A 24,215-nucleotide genomic window follows, 5' to 3' on the forward strand; every position below is an offset into this window, starting at 1 on the left:
GGTGTCTTTTATGAAAAAAGAAAAAAGACAACGGTTAATTAAACAATTTGTAAAGGAGTATGAAATAGATAAGCAAGAAAGATTAGTAGAATTGTTAGCAAAAAAAGATGTATTAGTAACACAAGCTACGGTTTCTCGCGATATTCGTGAGTTAAACTTAACGAAGGTACCTTCTCAAGAAGGATTAATGATATATAAAGTTTTCTCAGAAGAGCATTTACAAACTGATATAAAGTTAAAGAAAAAATTACGAGAAGTTGTTGTGAAAATTGATTGTGTAGATCAATTAATGGTTATTAAAACATTACCTGGTAATGCACATGTTATTGGTGTTTTATTTGATGAGTTAGATTGGAAAGAAAAAATAGGATGTATATGTGGAAATGATACATGCCTTATAATTTCACAGTCGAAATCAGATAGGGAGATTATAGAAGAAAGATTAAATTTAATTATTTAGATGTAAAAATCCTGTTTTTAATAAAATTAAAAACAGGATTTTTGTTTAAATACGGAAGTTGAATATTCAACATATATGCGTAATATATGTGTTTTTTATTGAAAAAGCGAGAGAGTTTGTTATAAAAATACAAATTCGTATGATTTTAAAAAAATAACTTGTTTAATATTTCACAATGATAATGTGGATGCTTTCACAAAGATGAAAGTGCAGAGCATTTATTATGTACTTGTAAGACATCAAACATATTTAAAAGGAGGTACAACAAATGAAACATCCGATACATGTTACTTCAGAAATTGGGGAATTACAAACGGTTTTATTAAAACGACCGGGTAAAGAAGTGGAAAACTTGACGCCAGATTATTTGCAGCAATTATTATTTGATGATATTCCATACTTACCAATTATTCAAAAAGAGCATGATTATTTTGCACAAACGTTACGCAATCGGGGTGTTGAAGTTCTTTATTTAGAAAAACTAGCCGCTGAGGCGTTAGTAGATAAAAAACTTCGAGAAGAATTTGTTGATCGTATTTTAAAAGAAGGACAGGCTGACGTAAATGTTGCACATCAAACTTTAAAAGAATATTTACTTTCCTTTTCAAATGAAGAATTAATTCAAAAAATTATGGGCGGTGTACGGAAAAACGAAATTGAAACAAGTAAGAAGACACATTTATATGAATTAATGGAAGATCATTATCCGTTTTACTTAGATCCAATGCCTAATTTATATTTTACTCGTGATCCAGCAGCTAGCGTGGGCGATGGCTTAACGATAAATAAGATGAGAGAACCAGCGCGTAGACGTGAATCATTATTCATGGAGTACATCATTAAATATCACCCAAGATTTGCAAAACATAATGTACCAATCTGGTTAGATCGTGATTATAAATTTCCAATTGAAGGTGGCGACGAGCTAATTTTAAATGAAGAAACAATTGCGATTGGAGTGTCTGCTCGTACTTCAGCTAAAGCAATTGAACGTTTAGCTAAAAATCTCTTTAGCCGACAAAATAAAATTAAGAAAGTGTTAGCAATAGAAATTCCAAAATGCCGAGCATTTATGCATTTAGATACAGTATTTACAATGGTTGATTATGACAAGTTTACAATTCATCCAGCCATTCAAGGGCCAAAAGGGAATATGAATATTTATATTTTAGAAAAAGGATCAGATGAGGAAACTCTTAAAATTACACATCGTACTTCTTTAATGGAAGCATTAAAAGAGGTATTAGGCTTAAGTGAATTAGTTCTTATTCCATGTGGAGGAGGAGATGTAATTGCTTCTGCTCGTGAACAATGGAATGATGGCTCGAACACATTAGCAATCGCACCAGGTGTAGTTGTTACATATGATCGCAACTATGTATCCAATACGTTATTACGGGAGCACGGTATAGAAGTAATTGAAGTGCTAAGTTCGGAATTATCTCGTGGTCGTGGGGGTCCACGTTGCATGAGTATGCCAATTGTTCGTAAAGATATTTAGTATAAATAACGGAGAAAGTAGGGATGAAGTATGTTAATGACTAGACCAAATTTAAAAGGAAGAAGCTTTCTAGCAGAAAAAGATTTTACACAAGAAGAATTGTTATATTTTCTAGATTTGGCAGCAGAATTAAAAGAGAAAAAGAAAAATGGTATCCCGCATCATTATTTAGAAGATAAGAATGTAGCGCTCTTATTTGAAAAAACCTCCACTCGTACGCGCTGTGCATTTACAGTAGCATGTACAGATTTAGGGGCGAATCCTGAATATTTAGGGAAAGGTGATATTCAGCTTGGGAAAAAAGAATCCGTAGAGGATACAGCAAAAGTGTTAGGGCGTATGTTTGACGGAATTGAGTTTCGTGGATTTAATCATGAGACTGTAGAATCTTTAGCACAAAATTCTGGTGTGCCAGTTTGGAATGGATTAACAGACATGTGGCATCCAACACAAACACTAGCAGATTTATTAACAATTAGAGAACATGTAGGGAAGTTGAAAAATGTGAAGCTCGTTTACGTTGGAGATGGACGAAATAATGTTGCTAATAGCTTACTAGTTGGTGGAGCAATCGTTGGAATGGATGTACGTATTTGCACACCAGAATCTTTATGGCCTGCACAAGAAGTAATTGATTTAGCAAAAAAATATAATGAACAGGTAATGATAACAAGTAATGTGGAAGAAGCTGTTGCGAATGCAGATGTAATTTATACAGATGTATGGGTGTCTATGGGGGAAGAAGAAAAATTTGCTGAACGTGTCGAGTTATTGAGACCTTATCAAGTAAATATGAAAATGATTAAAGAAACAGGGAATGAAAACGTGATTTTCTTACATTGTTTACCTGCATTTCATGATGTTGAAACGATGTATGGCGAAGAAGTTTACGAGAAATATGGGTTGAAAGAAATGGAGGTAACTGACGAAGCATTCCGCAGTAAACATTCAAAAGTATTTGATCAAGCTGAAAATAGAATGCATACAATTAAAGCGGTTATGGCAGCTACTTTAGGAAACATGGAGTAAAGAAGAAAGGGAGTCTTCCTTTCTTCTTTCTCCTCCTTTAGACACTATCATTCACTATTGCTTTTGTATTGTTATTGCAATTAAAGAGAGGTGAGTGGAATGGGTGAAGATAAGAAATTAGGGTTGTTTACACTAACGGCTCTTGTAGTTGGGTCTATGATTGGCGGTGGAGCCTTTAATTTAGCGAGTGATATGGCAAAAGGTGCTGGTGCTGGAGCCATTATTATTGGCTGGGTTATAACAGGAATTGGGATGATTGCACTTGGATTATCTTTTCAAAATCTAACTGTAAAACGGCCAGATTTAGATGGTGGTATTTTTAGCTATGCAAAAGCAGGATTTGGTAATTTTATGGGATTTAATAGTGCGTGGGGATACTGGCTATCTGCTTGGCTTGGGAATGTAGCTTACGGTACATTATTATTTTCTTCATTAGGATATTTCTTCCCGATCTTTGAAGGCGGTCAAAATGTAGAATCCATTATTGGTGCAAGCGTATTATTGTGGTGTGTTCACATGTTAATTTTACGTGGAGTTCAATCAGCAGCACTTGTGAATTTAGTAACTACAATCGCAAAATTAGTACCTGTATTTGTATTTATTGTCATAGGAATCTTCGCGTTTCATATTGATACATTCTTAGATGGATTTTGGGGGCAAACTGGTTCTTTTTCATGGGGAGCAGTTGGCAGCCAAGTTAAAAGTACAATGCTTGTAACTCTATGGGTATTTATTGGGGTAGAAGGGGCGGTTGTTTTATCCAGTCGAGCAAAAAATAGAAGTGATGTAGGGAAAGCAACGGTTATTGGCTTAATTGGTACACTCATCATTTACATTTTAATCACATTATTGTCTCTTGGACTTATGCAGCAAGCAGATATTGCTGGTTTGAAAAATCCAGCTATGGCTTATTTATTTGAAAGTGTTGTTGGAAAATGGGGTGCTATCTTTATAAATTTAGGTTTGGTCATCTCTGTATTAGGTGCTTGGTTAGGTTGGACTTTGCTCGCTTCTGAAATTCCATATTTAGCGGCTAAAGATGGAGTATTTCCAAAATGGTTCGCAAAAGAAAATAAAAATAAGGCTCCAGTAAATTCATTATGGATAACAAATGGTTTAATTCAAATATTCTTGTTAACATTCGTCGTTTCTGATCAGGCGTATAACTTTGCATTCTCTTTAGCATCTTCAGCCATTTTAATTCCATATGCTTTTTCAGCATTTTATCAACTGAAGCATAGCTTAAAATCTGAAGAAGTAGATCGAAATAAAAATATAATAATTGGTTTGATAGCAAGTATTTATGGTGTGTGGTTAGTTTATGCAGCTGGTTTAGAGTATTTATTATTAACAATGACTTTATATGCGCCAGGTATTTTTATTTTTTACAATGTTCAAAAGCAAAAGAGTTCGAAGCAAATATTTACTCGAGTGGAATTAGCATCATCCGTAGCAATTGGTGCTTTAGCATTCTTTGCGATTTATGGATTAATTACAGGCAGTATTACTTTATAAAGCGCTGTGAAAGCGAAATGAACTGGAGGGCTGAAATATGGCACGAAGAAAAATTGTAGTTGCACTAGGGGGAAATGCGATACAGTCTGGAGAAGCTACTGCGGGAGCGCAGCAAGAAGCGTTGGAAAAAACGGCGGAACAACTTGTGAAAATAATGGAAAATGATGTGGATATAGTAATTGCGCATGGAAATGGCCCACAAGTGGGGAATATTTTATTACAGCAAAAAGCTGCAGAAACGGAAAAGACACCTGCAATGCCATTAGATACTTGTGGGGCAATGAGCCAAGGGATGATTGGATATTGGATGGAAAATGCGATTGAAAAGGCATTAAAAAAACGGAATATACAAAAAGATGTAGCAACGGTTATAACGCGCGTTGTTGTGGACAAAAAAGATGAGGCATTTAAAAATCCAACTAAACCAATTGGTCCTTTTTATACAGAAGAAGAGGCCAGAAGATTAATGGATGAAACAAAAGCAGTGTTTAAAGAAGATGCTGGTAGAGGATGGAGACGTGTTGTTCCATCACCGAAGCCTGTAAGTATTCATGAACATAAAGTGATTAATTCTTTGGTGGAAGATGGAAACATAGTGATAGCTGTTGGCGGGGGTGGAATTCCAGTAATTGATTCCGAAGAAGGGTTAAAAGGAACTGAAGCGGTTATCGATAAAGATTTCGCTGCGCAGAAATTAGCAGAATTAGTAGATGCCGATACGCTCGTTATTTTAACTGCAGTTGATCATGTGTATGTAAATTATAATCAACCGAATCAAAAAAAATTAGAGCATGTCACAGTGAATCAATTAGAAGAATATATTGAAGAACAACAATTTGCTGCGGGAAGCATGCTTCCAAAAATTGAAGCTGCTATTAATTTTGTTAATACAAATCCAAAAAGAAAAACAATTATTACGTCTTTAGAAAAAGTATATGAAGCACTAGAAGAAAAAGCTGGTACTATTATTTCAAAACAGAATGTATGCATGTATGTTTAAATTATTATGTACGCTACTTAGTAGTAAAAAAAGAATGAGGTTAATAACTTCATTCTTTTTATTTATTAATATTTTTTGTACTCATTGTTCATAAAGTTTTCATGATGAAATCTGAATATATAAGTTAATTATGATAAAATTCAAATTGAATACGCTTTCTTGATTTTTCGCTCCAACATACAGCAAGAGAGAGGGAATTTTATGAATAGACGGAACGTAGTGAAAGACTTAAAGCAGTTCGAATTATTTGCTCATTTAACAGAAAAAAAATTGAAAGGCTTAACAGAGTTTGTTTATTGGCGAACTTATAAAAAAGGTCAATTTTTATTTTTAGAAGGGGATTCAAGGGAAAGAATTTACTTCATGTTAGATGGTTTTGTAAAGTTAGAGCGGGTTAATCAAAATGGGAACTTATTATACGATGACTATGTAAAGCGGTATTCTATTTTTCCTTATGGTGGTATGTTTACAGACAGAGGATATAACTATACAGCAGAAGCAATGACGGATGTGGAGGTATATTATATTCCAACGGTAATCTTTGAAGATATGGTAAAATCCAGCAGAACGCAATTGATGTACGTTGTTCAGCAATTATCATCTATATTAAAATTGAATGAAAATCGAGTGCAAAATATTACAATTCCTAATGCACAAGATCGTGTTATCCAAACGTTAAATTATTTAATGCAGGATTTAGGAGAACAGAGTGGGGAAAAGATTGTAATTTCATGTCCACTTACAACAATTGAAATATCCAAAATATCTGGAACATCTCGAGAGACAGTTAGCAGCGTATTAAAACAATTAAAAAATGATAGCATTGTTACAATTTTAGATAAAAAAATTACAATACACAATCCAACATATTTTGAAGAAATCTCAATGTGAAAATTGTATATTGATTTTTTAATTCATAATGTATATTAATAAGGTTCTTTATATATTTATAAGGAACTTTTTTACGTTATCCTCTATAAAAAGATTGTATAGTATGGTAATAATAGCTAAAATCGATAATAAAAAACAAAGTGAAGGGGAGAAAGAATGATTCGTATTGAGTATGATCGATTAGTAGCTATTTGTTACAGTATAGGGGTTTTGTTATTATTAAAAATTCCAAATGATAATGAATTAATTGGGGAAAAACTATTCAATGTCTATAAGGTTCCGATACATACGTATGTTTATATGGATTATAAAGTCTCAAATATATTGATTGTTTCTTTCATACTACATGTAATTGCATTTATATTATTTTTAAAATGGCTAGGAAAAAAGGAGTCTAGTACATTTAGAAAAATGAATAAGATAAAAGTAGTAGGCATTAGTATTTTGATTGTAATGATGCCGTTTATTTTAAATACAATCCTCCAGACATTGAATAAAACATGGTACTATGCAGGAAAAACAGGGGTAGAAGCAATAGAATATAAAAAAGAAGATAGCCAGTGTAGAATGGAGAAAAATGGAGATAATATCCAACCGAAGTGCATTGTTACTTTAAAAAATTATCGTAATCATTCACAAGCATTAAAAGTTGTTTTATATGATAATGCAAACGAGAATTCAAAAAGCTATCCAGTACCGAAACCAGTCTATTTACAAAAACATGAGACAAAGCAATTCGAATTTCAAGTTCCTGTTTCTTATAATAGAGGTATGGAAAAAGATAAAGTACCAAATATTAAATTACATTCATTGCATGAAAATGATACGAAATACAATTAATCTGTAAGTAAAAGTTTATGAGTAGGAGCAAGAATTTGAAACGATATAGAAAATCAACTTGAATCATCCAACATACTGTGAGGTAACGGTATATTGGATGATTTTTTTATGTTATCCTCTTTTTCACGTATGAAAAGGAGGAATACTTTGTTGGAAATGAAAAACATCACAAGGATCATACATAGTTTTTACTTTACGCAATCTGTGAAAGTTAGAGCCATAATAACTAGTTTGCCAATTTTTAATGTCGATATCGGGCCAGTTCACATAGTCACCTAGTGTATAAGGATCTAAGCTTTCTCGTAAATCTTTAACCCAGCGTATATTTCGATTTTCTTCATCATCGCATTTCCAAGAGGTAATGTATTCTTGGGCAATAATTGCTTTACGATGAAAATAAGCCGTTTCATTCGGCGAAATATTTTCAACAGCACCTATGAGCGATTGATGCCAAATACTAGCATCTTTATTTGGGGCATGAGAAAGAAAGTATTGCATGAGTTGAATGCCTTTAAGGGGAATAGGTTTATAGACATAGGAACCAGAGCGCTTGAAATTTTCAGGGATGTTACCGCCATTAAAAAATTCGACAGCCTTTATATAAGGAACTTCTTCTATAAAGAGAGAGGGGCTGCCAGTTTCAAGAAGAGGGGATAATAGGGAATGGAGTTCAGAGGGAGAACCGACAAACTCGCCTTGTGCTTCGATTTTATTTCGTTGCTTGGCGAATAATTCGATCGATGAAGTGAGACGTTCATCTATATAAGGTGCCCAGTTTTGCCACGCTTGAAATGCAGCAATAAAGTCTTCCCATTCCCATGTAATTGAGAAAATTGATACATTTTTTACGGGGTGGACTCGAAAAGTTAAGGAAGTGATAATTCCGAAGTTTCCACCACCGCCACCACGGCATGCCCAAAAAAGGTTAGAGTTTTCTTGTTCATTTGCACGAATGGGTTTTGCACCAAATTTTCCACACGCTTGTACCATTTCCACTTCCATTAATTGATCACATGTTAATCCAAATAAGCGTGAAAGCATACCAATACCACCGCCAAGTGCTAATCCAACAATTCCAACGCTTGCACTTGTACCAGCAGGAATTGTAACACCGTAATTCCAAAGTTCTTTATAAACAGTGCCAAGATTTGCACCAGCCTCAATTGTTGCTGTTAATTTCTCTGTATTAACAGTAATGCGATGCATTTCACTCACATCAATAATAAGTCCTCTATTTAAAAGAGAAAAATTTTCATAGCTATGACGTCCACTTCTTAACCGAAATGGTATATGACGTTCACGTGCCCATTTTAAGGCGTTACAGATATCCTTGTTATTTTGACAAAAAACAATAATACAAGGGAGTTTTGGAATACTTAAATTTAAATTCATTCGGGCTACATTGTAGTCAGGATCTGTGGGAACAACGATACGACCTGTTAATTTTGTTTGCTTCAATTTCTTACTCCTTTCCAAAATAATCAGAGCTTTTTATTAATATATGAAAAATGTCTGTAATACGCGTGGACAAGGAGAGGTGGAGAATGAGATTTACCTTTGTGAGAAATAAATAAAGCATAAGAATAAAGAATCTACATAGAGTTCAATGAAAACAGTTGCAAACTGTTCATATTTTGTTATGATAGTGTTACGAAAACGTTTGCATAAAATTCTGATGGGATGCAAAAGGAGAGAAGGACTATGAATAAGACATGGTGGAAAGAAGCAGTTGCTTATCAAATTTATCCACGAAGCTTTATGGATTCAAATGGTGATGGTATTGGAGATTTACAAGGTATTATTGCAAAACTGGATTATTTAAAAGACTTAGGTATAGATGTAATTTGGATTTGTCCAATGTATAAGTCGCCTAATGATGATAATGGTTATGATATTAGTGATTATCAAGATATTATGGATGAGTTTGGTACAATGGCAGACTTTGATGCTTTACTAGATGAAGTTCATAAGCGTGATATGAAGCTTATTATTGATTTAGTTATTAATCATACGAGTGATGAACATCCATGGTTTATTGAATCACGTTCATCTAAAGATAATCCGAAGCGTGATTGGTATATTTGGCATGATGGTAAAGATGGTGCGGAGCCAAACAACTGGGAAAGTATTTTTAATGGTTCGGCATGGGAATATGATGAAGAAACAGAACAATATTATTTACATCTATTCTCACGTAAACAACCAGATTTGAACTGGGAGAATAAAGAAGTTCGCGAAGTACTATATGATACGGTTAATTGGTGGCTTGATAAAGGTATTGATGGTTTCCGCGTTGATGCAATCAGTCATATTAAAAAAGAAGAAGGCTTTAAGGATATGCCAAATCCAAAAGAGTTAAAATATGTGCCATCTTTTGATAAACATATGAATGTGAAAGGTATTCAACCTTTATTAGAAGAGCTAAAAGAAAATACATTCTCTAAGTACGATATTATGACTGTTGGTGAAGCAAATGGCGTTAAGATTGAAGATGCTGAGCTTTGGGTTGGAGAAGAGCAAGGTAAGTTCAATATGGTATTCCAGTTTGAACATTTAAGTTTATGGGATGCAGAGAAGAAGAAAGACCTTGATGTTGTAGGATTGAAAAAAGTATTAACGAAATGGCAAAAAGGATTAGAAAATAAAGGATGGAACGCTTTATATATTGAGAATCACGATAAACCACGTATCGTTTCAACATGGGGAGATGACAAACAATATTGGCGTGAAAGTGCAACAGCTCTAGGGGCGATGTATTTCTTTATGCACGGTACACCGTTTATTTATCAAGGCCAAGAAATTGGTATGACAAATGTTCAGTTACCAAATATTGAAGATTACGATGATGTAGCAATTAAAAATTTATATCGCGAGAAAATTGCAGAGGGCGTACCACATCAAGATATGATGGAGATTATATGGGCTTCTTGCCGCGATAATTCACGTACACCTATGCAGTGGAATGATGAGATGAATGCTGGTTTCACAACAAGTACACCTTGGTTTAGCATGAATCCAAATTACAAAGAAATTAATGTTGAAAAGCAAAAAAATGAAGAAAAGTCTATTTTCAATTTCTATAAGAAAATGATTGCCCTGAAAAAAGAGCACGATGTACTGAACTATGGTACGTACGATTTACTTTTAGAAGACGATCCACAAATTTATGCATATACACGTACGTTACAGGATGAAAAAGTCATTGTAATTAGTAATATCTCAAAAGAGGAAGCTGTGTATAATGAGGGTTCATTTGCACTAGAACGCAAACGTTTGCTTTTAAATAACTATGAAGTTGCGGAACATGAAGAAGTAACAACAATTGCTTTAAAACCTTATGAAACAAGGGTTTATCGCATTTCATAATAAAAAAGGATGCTCTTTGAGCATCTTTTTTTATGAAAAAAAATAAATTTCTATTGCAAAGTGAAAACGCTTTTATTAAAATAGATTTATGAAAACGGTTGCGTAAAGATAAAAATAAAGTAACATAAGGAATCGTTTTCATAAAGGGAACAGAAATTATAATTTAAATCATTATGTTGTTATAAATAAAGGGGAGGAAGAACAGATGAAAATTACGTCTTTTGATTTTTGGCAAAAGTTTGGGAAAGCTTTATTAGTTGTTGTAGCCGTAATGCCAGCAGCTGGTTTAATGATTTCCATCGGTAAGTTAATTGGTATGTCTGCTGGGGATGTTAACGCAGTTCATACAATCGCTCGCGTAATGGAAGACATCGGTTGGGCAATCATTACAAATCTACACATCTTATTCGCAGTAGCAATTGGGGGATCTTGGGCGAAAGATCGCGCGGGTGGTGCATTTGCAGCGCTATTAGCATTCGTCTTAACAAACCGAATTACAGGAGCTATATTTGGGGTAAACGCTGAAATGTTAGCGGATTCAAAAGCGAAAGTTTCTTCAGTAATAGCGGGAGATTTAATTGTAAAAGATTACTTTACTTCTGTACTTGGTGCACCTGCATTAAACATGGGAGTGTTCGTAGGGATCATCACAGGTTTCTTAGGAGCTACTTTATATAACAAATATTATAACTATAATAAACTGCCACAGGCATTAGCATTCTTTAATGGAAAACGATTTGTACCATTCGTTGTAATTCTTTGGTCTACAGTTACTGCGATTGTATTATCACTTCTATGGCCATTCATCCAAAGTGGGTTAAATGAATTTGGTCGCTGGATTGCAGCTTCAAAAGATAGTGCACCAGTTGTTGCACCGTTTGTATATGGAACGTTAGAGCGTTTATTATTACCATTTGGTTTACACCATATGTTAACGATTCCGATGAACTATACAGAGCTAGGCGGAACATATACGATGCTAACTGGTTCAAAAGTTGGACAAGTTGTAGCAGGACAAGATCCATTATGGCTTGCATGGATTACAGATTTAAATAATTTATTAGCAAATGGAGATACGAAGGCATATAACGATTTATTAAATAACGTTGTACCAGCTCGTTTCAAAGCTGGACAAGTTATCGGCTCAACAGCAGCGTTAATGGGGATTGCATTTGCGATGTTCCGTAACGTTGATAAAGAAAAGCGTGCAAAATATAAACCAATGTTTTTATCAGCAGCATTAGCAGTATTCTTAACAGGTGTAACAGAACCAATTGAATTCATGTTCATGTTTATTGCTCCAGTATTATATGTTGTATATGCTATTACAACAGGACTTGCATTCGCACTAGCTGATTTAATTAACTTACGTGTTCATGCATTTGGATTTATTGAGTTAATTACTCGTACACCAATGATGGTTAACGCAGGTTTAACAAGAGACCTAATCAACTTTGTTATTGTTTCATTAGTGTTCTTCGGTCTTAACTTTACACTATTTAATTTCTTAATTAAAAAATTCAACTTACCAACACCAGGGCGTGCAGGTAACTATATTGATAATGAAGATGAGGCATCAGAAGGAACAGGAAATGTACAAGATGGTTCATTAGCAACAAAAGTTATCGATTTATTAGGTGGAAAAGAAAATATTGCTGACGTAGATGCTTGTATGACACGCTTACGTGTAACAGTAAAAGACTTAGATGTTGTTGCACCAGAAGCACAGTGGAAACAAAATGGTGCTTTAGGGCTTATTGTAAAAGATAAAGGTGTACAAGCGGTATATGGTCCGAAAGCTGACGTATTAAAGTCAGACATTCAAGATATGTTAGGTGCGTAATAATATGAAATTGCTAACTTTAAACTGTCATTCTTGGCAAGAAGAGAATCAAATAGAAAAGATACAATACCTTGCTAAAGTAATTCAAGAAGAAGAGTACGATGTCATCGCATTACAAGAAGTAAGTCAGTCCATACAAGCTGAAAATGTATGCGGTAACAAGAAAAAAGATAATTTTGGACTTTTACTATTAGAAGAGTTAAAAGCGCTACATGTAAAAGATTACAATATTACTTGGGATTTCTCTCATATTGGTTATGACGTGTACGAAGAAGGATTAGCGATTATAACGAAGCATAATATTATAAAAGAAGATACGTTCTTTATTTCAGAAAACGAGGATACAACGTATTGGAAAACGCGTAAAATTGTAAGTACAACAATTGCTTATAATGGTAAGGATATAACGTTTTACTCTTGCCATCTCGGTTGGTGGAATGATGAAGAAGAGTCATTCAAAGGTCAATTCGATCGTTTGATGGAGCGTGTAGATAGCAATAAGCTCGCCTTCTTAATGGGGGATTTTAATAACAATGCTCGCTTGGAAGGCGAAGGTTATGAGTATATGATGCAAAAAGGGTTGTATGACACATATGAATTAGCAATAGAGAAGGATGAAGGAACGACTGTCCAAGGCGAGATTGCTGGTTGGGATGAAAATAAACATAATTTGCGAATCGATCTAATATTGTGTAACCAAAGTAAAAAAGTTCATTCTTCAAAAGTTATTTTTAATGGTACAAACAGAAATGTAATTTCAGATCATTTCGGTGTAGAGGTTCAATTGGATATATAATAGAAGAAATCCTCACAGAGAATAAAAGCTGTGAGGATTTTTTTAGGAATACAAGTATTTCCAAGAGAAAATACTTGTATTTTTTATGACATTTCATATATATTTGTTATTATTGAATGTAAAACCGATTTGGTCATTTTGTATTCATACTTTGACTCACTTCGTTATATAATGAAGTAAGTGAAAGTTAATGGGAAAAAATAGTACGTTTTTGGTTAATACACGATGTAGAAAGTGATATAATTGCAAAATGCATGTATCATTTTCTAAAGAAGGAAAAATATATAATTAGGTGATAACTTCTATGAAACAGATTTGGCGTATTTATAAGACAGATTTACGGAATGTAGCCAAACATTGGGCTGCAATTGTTATTGTTTTAGGATTAATGATTTTACCATCGTTATATGCATGGTTTAACATTAAAGCTTCTTGGGATCCGTATGGAAATACAAAAGAGGTTCCCATTGCAGTTTCTAACCAAGATGCAGGTTCTAATTTAAGAGGGAAAGATATTAATATCGGGAAAGAGATTGTAGACTCCCTTAAGAAAAACAAAAATCTTGGCTGGAAATTTGTAGATGAAAAACAAGCAATTTACGGAGTTGAGCGTGGGGATTATTATGCAAGTATTACGATTCCAAAAGACTTCTCTGAAAAAATCGCAACTGTTCTGGATGAAAATCCGAAAAAACCAGAACTGGATTACTATGTGAATGAAAAAGTAAACGCGATCGCACCGAAGATTACAGCAAAAGGTGCATCAGGTATTACAGAAGAAATTAGTAAAAACTTTGTTAAAACAGCAAACGGTGAGATTTTTAAAATTTTCAATGACCTTGGAATCGATTTAGAAACAAACTTACCAAGTATCGAAAAAGTAAAAGATCTTGTATTTAAGTTAGAAGCGCAGTTCCCAGAAATGAATACACTCATGGATAAGGCGTTAGATGATGCGACTCGAGCAGAAGATATTGTGAAAGTGGCGCAAAAAGATTTACCTGTTGTAGAGAGTGTAATAAATGATGGGCAGGAAGCATTGGCGAATTTAGATAAGTTCTTTGCAAGACAAGATCAAACATTAAAAAACGCTCCAGGAACGATAAGAAATGATTTAGTAGTAGCAAAAGGCGTTATGGATAGTGCAGCTGTATTTACTAACTTTTTAATGAATCCAGGTGTGGATTTAAATATTCCTGATTTCTCTGGAATGAATGGATTACCTGAATTCCCTGCAAGACCGGACCTTTCTAAGTTGAATAATGACGGATATAAAAGTATAGCGCAAAATATTAATCAAACAGTAAATAATGTTTTAAGCTCATCACGTGCAGGAACAGCTTATGGGAAAAGTGTTTTAAATGGATTGCAAAATGGTCAGTTTGATCCAGAACAAGCAAAGAAAGATTTAAATGCAGTATCAAATCAATTGCAAGCTCGTACAGAAGGTATTTCGTATCTTATTAATGTATTTACTGAACTTCAAAACTCAGCGACGACTGATTTTGGAAAAAGCTTTTTCCAAGGGCGAGTGGATCGCCTAACTAAGCTGAAAAGTGGTATGGAAAATGCAAACAACGGTATTAAAGATATTGTAAATGTTATCGGTACAGGACAAGAAGTAAAGAAAGATGTAACAGATGTAGCAAATCAAAAATTAGATGCAGCAAATGCATTAATTGATCAAGCTGAAAAAGATTATAATGAAACGTTTGTAGCAGATTATAAAAAAGCAGTTAGCACAGTAGATCAAGCTAAAGCTAATGCGAATGAAATATACGATAATGCAAAAGCTGATTATGATAAAGCGAAAAATGGTCTAGAAAGTACTAAATCTAGTGTCCAAAAAGCACTAGAGGATGTACAAAACAAAGGTATTAATGGTTTAGAAGGTTCGAAGGAAGCCTTGAAAAGCTTAAATGGTCAATTCCAATCTGGAATCGGTTTAATTGATGATATGATTCCAGTTCTAGAAAGTACAAATAAGGTTTTAGCGGATGTAAATAGTGATAAAAACCTTAATAATGGAATCGCAAAATTAAATAAAGCGAAAAGTAGTCTGCAAAAAGGTGTAGATGCAACGAATAAGGGGATTACACTTCTTAACAATGGACAGAAACCTACAAAAGATGTAATTGAAAGTATTAACAATGCTGCGAAGGGCGGATCAGCTCAATTAACAGATGTATTATCGACGTATGATTCAGAGATTGTACCTAACTTCAATACAGCAATTGCTCGTACAAAAGAGATGTCGAAAAATACAACTCAAATTTTAAACGATGCAGACAAAAAGCTTCCAGATGTTAAAAAGTTACTAGAAGATTCATCAAAAGGCTTGGTAGACGGTAGAAAGAAATTAGTAGACATTAAAGCTGAAATGCCGGAGACTGAGAAAAAGATTAAAGATTTAGCAAATAAAATTCGTGATTTTGAATCTGAAGAGGATTTAAAAGACATCATACGCTTATTGAAAAACGATGTTGAGAAGCAAAGTGATTACTTTGCGAATCCAGTAAATTTAAAAGAAAATAAATTATTTGCGATGCCGAACTACGGTTCAGCGATGTCACCATTCTATACAGTGCTTGCATTATGGGTAGGCGCATTATTAATGGTTTCATTATTAACGGTAGAAGTACACGAAGAGGGCGCGAATTATAAGAGCCATGAAATTTACTTCGGACGTTTATTAACATTCTTAACGATAGGTCTTTCACAAGCGTTTATCGTATCGATGGGAGATATATTCTTACTCGGTACGTACGTAGTCGATAAGTTCTGGTTTGTGTTATTTAGTTTATTTATTGGTGGAGTCTTCGTTTGTATCGTATACTCACTCGTTTCTATTTTCGGAAACGTTGGGAAATCGATGGCGATCATTTTACTTGTACTGCAAGTAGCAGGATCGGGCGGAACATTCCCAATTCAAATGACACCAGCGTTCTTCCAAGCAATTTATCCGTTCTTACCGTTCACGTATGCAATTAGTGCAATTCGTGAAACAGTTGGCGGAATGCTTTGGGATATCGTAACACGAGATTTACTTGTGTTAAGTGTTTTCGTAGTAGTTATGATTGTTGCTGCGTTATTACTGAAAACACCAATTAACAAATCAAGTGAAAAATTTGTTGAGAATGCAAAAGGAAGTAAAATCATTCATTAAGAAAAGGTTCCTACCGAGAGCGGTAGGAACCTTTTTGTTTAATCGAACTTTAGTTTTTTTAATGCGTCTGCGAACGGGTTGTTTAATGGTTCTTCTTCTTTTTTCTGTTGTTTCATATATTTTTGAACGTCACGTTTATCAGCTTTGTTTCCAGATTCTTTTTTACGTCGCTCTTGGAATGTTGATAATTTCTCGCGATAGCCACATTTACATGCAAAGATTTGACCTGCACCTTCACCACGTAATTCTAGTTTCTTCTTACATTGCGGACAGCGAGCGTTTGTTGTACGAGATACATTTTTACGATGACCACATTCACGATCTTGGCATACGAGCATTTTTCCCTTTTTGCCGTTTACTTCTAGCATTGGTTTACCGCAGTCTGGACAAGACTTCGTTGAAATGTTGTCATGTTTATATTTTTTATCACTCGATTTAATTTCAGAAACAATTTCTTTCGTATAGTTCTTCATTTCAGAAATGAATACTTCTTTTTTCAGCTTACCTTTTGCGATAGCCTCAAGTTTTTGTTCCCATTCACCAGTTAGTGTAGGGGATTTTAACTCTTCTGGTACTAAATCAAGTAATTGACGACCTTTTGATGTAATGTGAATATCTTTACCACGTTTTTCAATTAAGAAAGAGTTGAAAAGTTTGTCGATAATATCTGCACGTGTCGCTACAGTACCTAATCCACCAGTCGATTTTAACGTATCAGCAAGTTGTTTATTTTGCGTATCCATATATTTTGTAGGATTCTCCATTGCTGAAAGTAAAGTTGCTTCATTAAAGCGTGCAGGTGCTTTCGTTTGACCTGATGTTTGCATAATTAACTTTACAGTTAATGTATCGCCCTTTTCGATGTGGGGTAGAAGCTGCTCTTTTACGTCATCAGTTACATCATCGTCTTCAAATCGATTTTCGTATACTTCCTTCCAACCAGCATGTAAAATTGTTTTTCCGCGTGCAATGAACGTTTCACTACCAACTTTGGTACGTAATGTTAGTTGCTCGTATTCGAATGCTGGGAATAAAACAGCTAAGAAACGTTTCACAACTAAATCATAAATTTTACGTTCTTTATCTGTGAATGCTGAGAAGTTAACGTATCCTTCTGTTGGAATAATCGCATGATGATCGCTTACTTTACTATCATCAACAAATAATTTATTAGCCTTGATAGGCTTTTGTAATACTTTATGTGCTAAAGGACGGTACTCTCCAACGCCACATGCTTTTAAACGTTCTGGAAGTGTTTCAACGATATCAGATGAAATGTAGCGTGAATCTGTACGAGGGTACGTTAGCACTTTATGTTGTTCATATAACTTCTGCATAATGTTTAATGTTTCTTTCGCAGAGTAACCGAACTTTTTATTTGCATCACGTTGTAATTCAGTTAAATCGTAAAGACCAGGAGAGAATGACTTCTTCTGTTTTTTATCAATTTCCACAACAGTAGCATGTTGTTTATCTAAACCTTTTACAATACCATCAATTTTTTCTTTATTAAAACTACGGCTATTGCCATTTGCATCTTGCCAAGTAAGTTTGAGTTTCTCCATCGTTTGAGCTTCGATGCCATAGTAAGTTTGTGCTTTGAAGTTCTTGATTTCATCTTCACGACTAGCAATCATAGCGACAGTAGGCGTTTGTACACGACCGCAATTTAACTGAGCATTAAAGCGAGTCGTTAAAGCGCGAGTTGCATTAAGACCGATATACCAGTCAGCTTCTGAACGTGCAACTGCTGAAGCGTATAAATTGTCATAGGCTTTACCTGGTTTTAAATTTGCAAAACCATCTTTAATTGCTTTATCGGTTACAGAAGAAATCCATAAACGTTTGATTTGTTTGTTTAGCTTAACTTTATCGATGATCCAGCGTGCGACTAATTCCCCTTCACGTCCAGCGTCTGTTGCTACAATAATTTCATTTACATCTTTTCTAAGTAGCTGACTCTTTACAGCATTAAACTGTTTACCAGTTTGTTTAATAACCGTTAATTTCAAACGCTCTGGTAGCATCGGTAAATCTTCTAAATTCCACTGTTTATATTTCACATCATAGCTTTCTGGATCTGCTAATGTAACGAGATGACCTAAAGCCCAAGTTACAATATATTTACTACCCTCAAGATAGCCGTTTCCTTTTTTATCACACTTCAGTACACGAGCAATATCTCGTGCAACGGAAGGCTTTTCAGCGATTACAACGCTTTTTGACATATTAAAAACATCCTTTCAAATTTCCATAAGTTAAATATAGCATACATCTTCTTGAGATTCAGTTTCGCTTCATATTTGAGCTGTTTTTAGTGGAATGAACAAAATCCTCACTGATTAAAGTTTCACTTTATATAGAAAAGTAAAGAACTTGTTATTTTACTAGAATAAGAGTAGACTTTGAAGTAGATGAATAAGAAACACATGGGAGTTTGTGGATACAAACTGAGAGTATGGCTACTAGTCCGTCATTGACCATTTGAACCTGTTGGATAATGCCAGCGTAGGGAGAGTGTAAAAGCACATGTTCAGGCACTTTGCGTACGCGCGAAGTGCCTTTTTGTGTATCTCCCATCATTATAGTTAGGAGATGAAAAGGATGAATATGAAAGAAATTAGTAAAGTAGTGGATTTGGTGAGAGAATCTAATCCGCTCGTTCATAATATTACAAATGTTGTTGTAACAAATTTTACTGCTAACGGTTTGTTGGCACTTGGGGCATCGCCTGTAATGGCGTATGCAAAAGAAGAAGTAGCAGAAATGGCTAACATTGCTGGAGCGTTAGTATTAAATATGGGAACACTTCGTCCTGAGGAAGTAGAAGCGATGTTACTTGCTGGTAAATCAGCAAATGTGAACAATGTGCCAGTACTATTTGATCCAGTTGGTGCAGGAGCAACTTCGTATCGAACAGAAGTTGCGAGACATATTCCAGCCGAAATAGATTTAGCAATTATCCGCGGCAATGCGGCTGAAATAGCAAACGTTATTAATGAGAAATGGGAAATTAAAGGGGTAGACGCTGGTACTGGAAATGGCAATGTTGTAAGTATTGCAAGGCAGGCAGCAGATGAACTAAATACAGTTGCTGTCATTACTGGAAAAGAAGATGTTGTTACAGATGGAGAGCGAACTGTTCTTATTCGAAATGGTCATCCTATTTTAACAAAGGTTACGGGAACAGGGTGTTTACTAACTTCGGTAATAGGAGCATTTGTAGCAGTAGAAAAAGATTATGTAAAAGCAGTAGTAGCCGCATTAACGTTTTATGGTGTAGCTGCGGAACTGGCAGCTGTTAAAACAGTAGAAAAAGGGCCAGGTAGTTTCCAAATTGAATTTTTAAATCAATTAGCGAATACAACTTCAGCTGATATTGAGAAGTATGGGAAGATTGAGGAGTTAGAGTAAGGGGGATGAAACATACGATGCGCATTGAAACAAAGAAAATGTCTAAGTTATTACAAGTGTATTTTATTATGGGAAGTAATAACTGCACGAGGGATCCTTTAGCTGTATTGAAAGAAGCGTTAGATGGTGGAGTGACACTTTTTCAGTTTCGCGAGAAGGGGGAAGGTTCTTTAATCGGAGGAGATAGAGTGCGCTTTGCAAAAGAATTGCAGACGCTTTGTAAGGAATATAGTGTTCCTTTCATTGTAAATGATGATGTAGAATTAGCCATTGAATTAGATGCAGATGGTGTTCATGTAGGACAAAATGATGAAGGGATTACATCTGTTCGTGAAAAAATGGGAGATAAAATTATCGGCGTATCTGCTCATACAATTGAAGAAGCACGCTTTGCCATCGAAAACGGAGCAGATTATTTAGGTGTTGGACCTATTTTCCCAACGAGTACGAAAAAAGATACGAAAGCGGTTCAAGGAACGAAAGGATTAGCTTATTTTAGAGAACAAGGAATTACAGTGCCAATCGTTGGTATTGGTGGGATTACAATTGAAAATACAGCGGCAGTTATAGAAGCGGGTGCGGACGGTGTTTCAGTTATTTCAGCAATTAGTTTAGCTGAATCTGCGTATGAAAGTACGAGAAAATTAGCTGAAGAAGTAAAGAGAAGTTTGTAGAAAAGGACATGTAGTATTTTAAGTGCTACATCGAGAAGTAGACTGCCCAAAAAATTTAAACAAACATTTGATTAAAAAAGCACAAACCTTTTTAAATAAGGGTTTGTGCTTTTTCTTTAAAACATAATAGAAATTAAAAGCATTCCAATTCCGATAGAAGTAAATGTTGCAATTAAGCCTGGAATCATAAAGCTATGATTTAATACGTATTTACCGATACCTGTTGTACCAGTACGGTCAAAGTTAATGGCAGCAACGATTGTCCCGTAGTTTGGAATGAAGAAATATCCGTTTACTGCAGGGAACATCGCAATCAGTAGTGCTGGTGGAATACCAAGGGATAGTCCAAGTGGCATTAAGGCACGTACTGTTGCTGCTTGGCTGTACAGTAAAATAGATAGAATGAATAGTGCGATGGCAAATAGCCAAGGTGCACTTGTTACTAAATGCTGAATAGATCCTTGAATCATATTTAAGTTTCCATTAAAGAAAGTATCTCCCATCCAAGCGATACCGAAAATAGCAACAACTGCTGTTGCTCCTGCTTTAAAGACGTTACCAGATACAATGCTTTCTACATTTGGTTTACAGAAAATAATAATAAGAGCCGCGATAGTTAACATAACCATCTCAATTGTGTTCGGCATGGAAAGACGGGCTAACTTCCCATCAACTATCCATCCTGGACGAAGTGCTTCAAATGAACCAAGAAGTACAACAAGGAAGGTTCCTACAAGGAAAAGGATAACTGATAATTTGGCGCCCTTTACACCTACAAATTCTTTTTTCTCTTCAAGCTTAGGAATCATTCCTTCTTTTAATCGTTTTAAGTATTCAGGGTCTTCATTTAATTCTTTTCCCATCTTACTAGCAACGAATGCTGCTAACATACAAGCAATGAAAGTAGAAGGAATACTCACTTTTAAAATATCTAATAAAGTGATTTTATAGTCAGCTAACATTGCTAAAAGAGCAACTGTGGCAGCTGAAATTGGGCTAGCTGTAATTGCTTGTTGAGAAGCGATTACGGCAATCGACATTGGGCGTTCCGGTCTAACCCCTGATTCACGAGAGACTTCTGCAATAACAGGAAGTACAGAATAGGCAACGTGACCAGTACCTGCACATAGTGTGAATAAATAAGTAACAATTGGAGCAAAAAAAGTAATACGCTTTGGATTTTTTCGTAATGCTTTTTCAGCTAGGTGAACAAGATAGTCCATTCCTCCAGCAGCTTGCAAAGCACCAGCGGCTGTAATTACTGCCAAAATCATAAGCATTACATCGATAGGAGGCGCGGTCGGTTGTAAGTGGAAGACAAAAACGAGTATTGCCATACCAACTCCACCCATTACTCCTAAACCAACTCCGCCTAGGCGTGCACCAATAAAAATACAGAGTAACAAGGTAAGAAATTGTAGCCAAAACATGATAAACTACCTCCGAAATTCATTAGTTAAGATATATTCGAATAGTTTAATTTGAATGAAAATTAAATAAATACCCGAAGAAATCCTTGTTATTTATACATTTTTTATTATATAACACAAAAAAAGTAACATTCACGTACTTTTTGAAATTATTTCGAAAAAGCAATTCGTTAAAAATTTGTATTTATATCTCTAAATAAGTAGACATTTTGATTTATATGTTGTAACCTTTGATAGAGAATATATGATTCTCATAGAACTCCCATATCGTTCAACTCGTTCAGCGAGAAAGGCAAACTGATGGAAACATGAGGACGCAAAACTACAGGAGCTAAGGTCGAAAGGCTATGCTAGCCAGTTACCGGACGGATAGGGTTGGTCTTGGCCAATGCTTTTACATTGGCTTTTTTTTATTCTCGAACATATTGAGAAACATCTTTAAACAAAATATTCATATATTTTGTTTTTTTGTTTAGAATCATTAAGGAAGGTGGATATTAATGAAAAAATATTGGCATAAGTTATCGTTCCTTCAAAAGAACGTCTTATTAACCGTATTAGTTATTTTGACACTTGTTGGAAGTATGGGCGCGTTAAGTTTCAACATGTTTCAAAATAGTATGATGTCTTTATTTGAAAGACAGTCTATTGAAACAGGAGAAATAGTGTTGAAAAAATTGGATGTAGAATTAGTTAGAGACATGGCGAAAGATCCTACAGCCGAAAAAGTGAAAAAAGAAAAGTTAACAGAGAAATTAGATGAAGTGTCAAAAGAATTGAAAAGTGTTGGACAAACGTATGTTACAGGAGCAAAGCCGAATGAAAAGCGGGAATTACAACTCGTTGGTTTGACTACAGAGTTAACAAATGCATTCCCTATAAAGCCGGGAGATTATTATGAACAACCCGCTCATTGGATGAAGGCGTACGATAAGGTCATTGATACGAAAAAGGCCCAAATGACAGAAGTATATGAAGATGAAATAGGTTCGTGGGTGACAATATTAGAACCAATTACAGATGGAGAAAACAATATTGTTGCAATTATTGCGGCTGACTTAGATGCTTCCATTGTTCCTATTACAAAAGAGAAGTTTATGATACAGGGCTTACTCTTTATCATTATTTCATTAGCAATTGCGACTATTACTCAATTCTTTATCGTGCGTCACTCGCTAGCTCCATTAAAAGATTTACGAGAAGGATTACGTAAAATTGGTGAAGGTGATTTAAGTATTAAATTAAAAGAAAGACCAGATGATATTGGAATTATTAATGTTTATTTCAATAACACGATTGAAAAATTTAAAGGGATTATAGATAAAGTAAGGCAAACTGCTGAGCAAGTTTCTTCTTCTTCACAAGAATTGTCGGCGAGTACAGAGGAAAACAGTATGGCAGTTCAAGAGATTGCAAGTTCTATTGAAGGTTTAAGAGTAGGGGCACAGTCTCAAAAAACTTCAGTACAACAATGTTTAGGAATTGTACATGGAATGGAAGATAAGGTAGAAGAGATAACTGGGGCTGCAAAACAAGTTGCGGTTGCTTCTGAAGGTATGGAGCAACATTCAATTGAAGGTAATGAAGTGATTGGACAAATTATTAATCAAATGAGTTTAATCCAAAATGCAGTACAGGATTTATCTTCCATCATTTATTCGTTAGAAACAAGGTCAAAAGAAATTAGTGATATCGTAACTGTAATTACAGGTATTTCAAATCAAACAAATTTATTAGCTTTAAATGCTTCTATTGAGGCTTCACGTGCTGGAGCAGCTGGAAGAGGGTTTGCAGTTGTTGCTGATGAAGTACGAAAATTAGCAGAACAAACTGAAGCGTCTGCAAAAGATATAGCGAAATTAATTGGTGAAACACAAGCTGAGACAGAAGATGCTGTAGTTTCAATGCAAAAAGGTTCAAAAGAAGTAGAAACTGGAATTTCACTTGTTCAAAGTAGTGGAGATTTCTTTGAAAAAATTTCAAAATCAGCGCAATCTGTTACAGATCAAGTAAAAGCTGTCTCTGGTAATTCGAGTGACATTTTACAAAATAGCCAGAATATTGTTCAAGTCGTAAATGAATTATCACATATTGCAAATACTTATGCCAACAGCAGTAGTAATGTTGAAGAAAGCATGAAAGAGCAAGAAATATCAGTACAAGATATTGCAGAATTAGCGACTTCTTTAAGTTGGCTTTCTCAGGAATTACAAGAGCTAATTGGTGAGTTTAAAAGTGAATAAGAAGAAAGATCAATTCTAATCGAAGGGGGATCCCCCCTTTGATTATG

Annotated in this window: 17 protein-coding genes and 2 riboswitches; of the genes, 14 read left to right on the forward strand and 3 right to left on the reverse strand. The window is 34.9% G+C overall.

The window, feature by feature from the left end; genetic code table 11:
- The first annotated feature begins 10 nt into the window (after positions 1-10).
- The 7 genes from argR (at position 11) to BCG9842_RS02005 (ending at position 7,236) form a co-directional block, all read left to right on the forward strand.
- Positions 11-460: an arginine repressor gene (gene argR / locus BCG9842_RS01975; protein ID WP_000711826.1), complete on the forward strand. Its 450-nt coding sequence runs from the start codon at positions 11-13 to the stop codon at positions 458-460.
- Between the two features lie 268 nt (positions 461-728).
- On the forward strand, positions 729-1,961 hold the full coding sequence (arcA, locus tag BCG9842_RS01980; RefSeq protein WP_000682331.1) for an arginine deiminase: 1,233 nt from the start codon (positions 729-731) through the stop codon (positions 1,959-1,961).
- Between the two features lie 30 nt (positions 1,962-1,991).
- On the forward strand, positions 1,992-2,990 hold the full coding sequence (argF, locus tag BCG9842_RS01985) for an ornithine carbamoyltransferase (RefSeq protein ID WP_000930282.1): 999 nt from the start codon (positions 1,992-1,994) through the stop codon (positions 2,988-2,990).
- 99 nt (positions 2,991-3,089) lie between these two features.
- Positions 3,090-4,505 (forward strand): arginine-ornithine antiporter, encoded by a 1,416-nt coding sequence (arcD, locus tag BCG9842_RS01990; RefSeq protein ID WP_000503413.1) that lies wholly within the window; start codon positions 3,090-3,092, stop codon positions 4,503-4,505.
- Positions 4,506-4,542: 37 nt separating this feature from the next.
- Entirely contained in the window at positions 4,543-5,505 is a 963-nt protein-coding gene (gene arcC, locus BCG9842_RS01995) for a carbamate kinase (RefSeq protein ID WP_000113953.1), read from the forward strand.
- 201 nt (positions 5,506-5,706) lie between these two features.
- Complete coding sequence (locus BCG9842_RS02000) at positions 5,707-6,396, forward strand: Crp/Fnr family transcriptional regulator (RefSeq protein WP_001081906.1); 690 nt, start codon at positions 5,707-5,709, stop codon at positions 6,394-6,396.
- A gap of 156 nt (positions 6,397-6,552) precedes the next feature.
- Positions 6,553-7,236: a hypothetical protein gene (locus BCG9842_RS02005; protein WP_000619192.1), complete on the forward strand. Its 684-nt coding sequence runs from the start codon at positions 6,553-6,555 to the stop codon at positions 7,234-7,236.
- 123 nt (positions 7,237-7,359) lie between these two features.
- Here BCG9842_RS02005 and BCG9842_RS02010 read toward each other — a convergent pair whose 3' ends face one another.
- Entirely contained in the window at positions 7,360-8,694 is a 1,335-nt protein-coding gene (locus BCG9842_RS02010; protein WP_000814907.1) for an FAD-dependent oxidoreductase, read from the reverse strand.
- A gap of 243 nt (positions 8,695-8,937) precedes the next feature.
- On the opposite strand from BCG9842_RS02010, the gene BCG9842_RS02015 reads away from it, so the two are divergent.
- From BCG9842_RS02015 to BCG9842_RS02030, 4 genes are all read left to right on the forward strand, one after another.
- The gene (locus tag BCG9842_RS02015; RefSeq protein ID WP_001044700.1) at positions 8,938-10,602 is read left to right on the forward strand and encodes a glycoside hydrolase family 13 protein; all 1,665 of its coding nucleotides are present in this window, start codon (positions 8,938-8,940) and stop codon (positions 10,600-10,602) included.
- Between the two features lie 205 nt (positions 10,603-10,807).
- A complete protein-coding gene (locus BCG9842_RS02020; RefSeq protein WP_000705560.1) occupies positions 10,808-12,445 on the forward strand; it encodes a PTS transporter subunit IIBC in 1,638 nt (545 codons plus the stop codon).
- Positions 12,446-12,449: 4 nt separating this feature from the next.
- A complete protein-coding gene (locus BCG9842_RS02025) occupies positions 12,450-13,241 on the forward strand; it encodes an endonuclease/exonuclease/phosphatase family protein (protein WP_000771994.1) in 792 nt (263 codons plus the stop codon).
- 304 nt (positions 13,242-13,545) lie between these two features.
- Positions 13,546-16,407 (forward strand): YhgE/Pip domain-containing protein, encoded by a 2,862-nt coding sequence (locus tag BCG9842_RS02030; RefSeq protein ID WP_000810075.1) that lies wholly within the window; start codon positions 13,546-13,548, stop codon positions 16,405-16,407.
- Positions 16,408-16,445: 38 nt separating this feature from the next.
- Here BCG9842_RS02030 and topB read toward each other — a convergent pair whose 3' ends face one another.
- Positions 16,446-18,635 (reverse strand): DNA topoisomerase III, encoded by a 2,190-nt coding sequence (gene topB / locus BCG9842_RS02035; RefSeq protein WP_000047321.1) that lies wholly within the window; start codon positions 18,633-18,635, stop codon positions 16,446-16,448.
- 191 nt (positions 18,636-18,826) lie between these two features.
- Positions 18,827-18,939, forward strand: a riboswitch (TPP riboswitch).
- 72 nt (positions 18,940-19,011) lie between these two features.
- Between topB and thiM the strand changes: the two genes are divergently transcribed.
- Both thiM and thiE read left to right on the forward strand, forming a co-directional pair.
- Positions 19,012-19,821 (forward strand): hydroxyethylthiazole kinase, encoded by an 810-nt coding sequence (gene thiM / locus BCG9842_RS02040; RefSeq protein WP_001056086.1) that lies wholly within the window; start codon positions 19,012-19,014, stop codon positions 19,819-19,821.
- Positions 19,822-19,826: 5 nt separating this feature from the next.
- Positions 19,827-20,495 carry a thiamine phosphate synthase gene (gene thiE, locus BCG9842_RS02045; protein ID WP_003255464.1) on the forward strand — a complete coding sequence of 223 codons (669 nt, stop codon included), beginning with the start codon at positions 19,827-19,829 and terminating at the stop codon, positions 20,493-20,495.
- A gap of 116 nt (positions 20,496-20,611) precedes the next feature.
- On the opposite strand, the gene BCG9842_RS02050 is transcribed toward thiE, so the two are convergent.
- Positions 20,612-21,925, reverse strand: coding sequence for an anaerobic C4-dicarboxylate transporter family protein (locus BCG9842_RS02050; protein ID WP_000498722.1), 1,314 nt, complete (start codon positions 21,923-21,925; stop codon positions 20,612-20,614).
- 281 nt (positions 21,926-22,206) lie between these two features.
- A riboswitch (cyclic di-GMP riboswitch) is annotated at positions 22,207-22,291 on the forward strand.
- 134 nt (positions 22,292-22,425) lie between these two features.
- On the opposite strand from BCG9842_RS02050, the gene BCG9842_RS02055 reads away from it, so the two are divergent.
- A complete protein-coding gene (locus BCG9842_RS02055; protein ID WP_000761081.1) occupies positions 22,426-24,168 on the forward strand; it encodes a methyl-accepting chemotaxis protein in 1,743 nt (580 codons plus the stop codon).
- The last annotated feature ends 47 nt before the right edge of the window (positions 24,169-24,215 follow it).

The sequence above is a fragment of the Bacillus cereus G9842 genome, from assembly GCF_000021305.1.
GTDB lineage: Bacteria > Bacillota > Bacilli > Bacillales > Bacillaceae_G > Bacillus_A > Bacillus_A thuringiensis_S.